The organism is Thiofilum flexile DSM 14609 (assembly GCF_000380185.1).
GTDB lineage: Bacteria > Pseudomonadota > Gammaproteobacteria > Thiotrichales > Thiotrichaceae > Thiofilum > Thiofilum flexile.
In genome coordinates this window covers 1-1,191 of sequence record NZ_KB904815.1, presented here as the reverse complement: position 1 = coordinate 1,191, position 1,191 = coordinate 1, and the positions used below count along the sequence as shown (strand labels likewise).

Genomic DNA, 1,191 nt, shown 5'->3' with positions numbered 1-1,191 from the left:
GGGGGGGGGGCCGGCGGCTCCAGTTCTAACACTACTGTAACGACCAATCGCTACTACATTGCCCCTGAGACCAGTAGCAGTGGGTTGGTGGTGAATGGTGTGGATCTGATTTCGGGTAGTCTGGCTTATCCTGAGAGTGATTTAAGTAGCAGTTTCTTGTCATTTACCCGTCAATATTCCTCTACTGGATTAGCACCGACGAGTTTGGGTGGCTGGCAGCATGAATACAATAATGCTTTAGATGCCAGTAATCGCGTGCCTTACAGTAGCTTACAAGGCGCTAAAAGCGCTCAATACACCAGTGTCGAGCAAGCCTGTCAAACCGGTTGGAGTGAGCTTAAAAGCACGGCTTATAATGGGCAATTACAAGCGGCAACAGCGGTATTTAATGCCGGATTGTGTGAGCTATATCTCAATAACACCCTAGTAGCGAGCCTACCTGTACAGGATAGTGCGGGTAGTAATGCCTATCCGGTGCATGTGTTGAGTCGTGCTGATGGGAGTCGTATTACCTTTGTGCAGAAGAATGGTGCATGGACAACCACGACTCAAGCCCCTTATCAGTTACATGCCTCTGGTTCTGGCTGGATTGTTACGTTACCCGATGATAGTACCGAAGCTTACAATGCCTCCGGGCAGTTAACCTCTATTACCAATGCTGATGGTCAAACTACGACCTTGAGTTATAACAGTGTGGGTGATTTGGCTCAGGTGACTAACCTGTTTGGGGATAGCCTAACCCTAAGCTATAGCAATGGACAGCTCAAAACCGCGACGACTGATGCGGGGTCGACTACGTATAGCTATGATAGTGCAGGGAAATTAGCCTCTGTCACCTTTCCTGATGACAGTACCCATACTTACCAGTATACCAATGGCAAGCTAACCAGTATTACCGATGCTGAAGGAACAGTCGTAGCTCTATATAGCTATGACAGTCAAGGGCGGGTTAGTGCTATGGAAGGAGCCGCAGGGACGGAAGTAAAGCAGCTTAGTTATCAAAGCACAGCGACTCAGATCACGGATGTAGCCAATAGTGTGAGTGATACTTACGAATACGGGGTGATTAATGGTTTACCTAAGATCACCCGTATTACCAGGGCAATCGCTTGAAGTAAATCTATGATATTTCAGAAGTTAAGCATAATGGGAGATAGTAATCAGAGCAATTTTCCATGAAAAATTTACTTT

At 46.8% G+C, this 1,191-nt stretch carries 1 protein-coding gene; it reads left to right on the top strand.

Features of this window, described 5'->3' with window-relative positions; translation table 11 throughout:
• Positions 1 to 1,113: hypothetical protein (locus A3IK_RS19885; RefSeq protein WP_040849522.1), on the top strand; the 1,113-nt coding region annotated here is incomplete at its 5' end.
• Positions 1,114 to 1,191 lie beyond the last annotated feature (78 nt).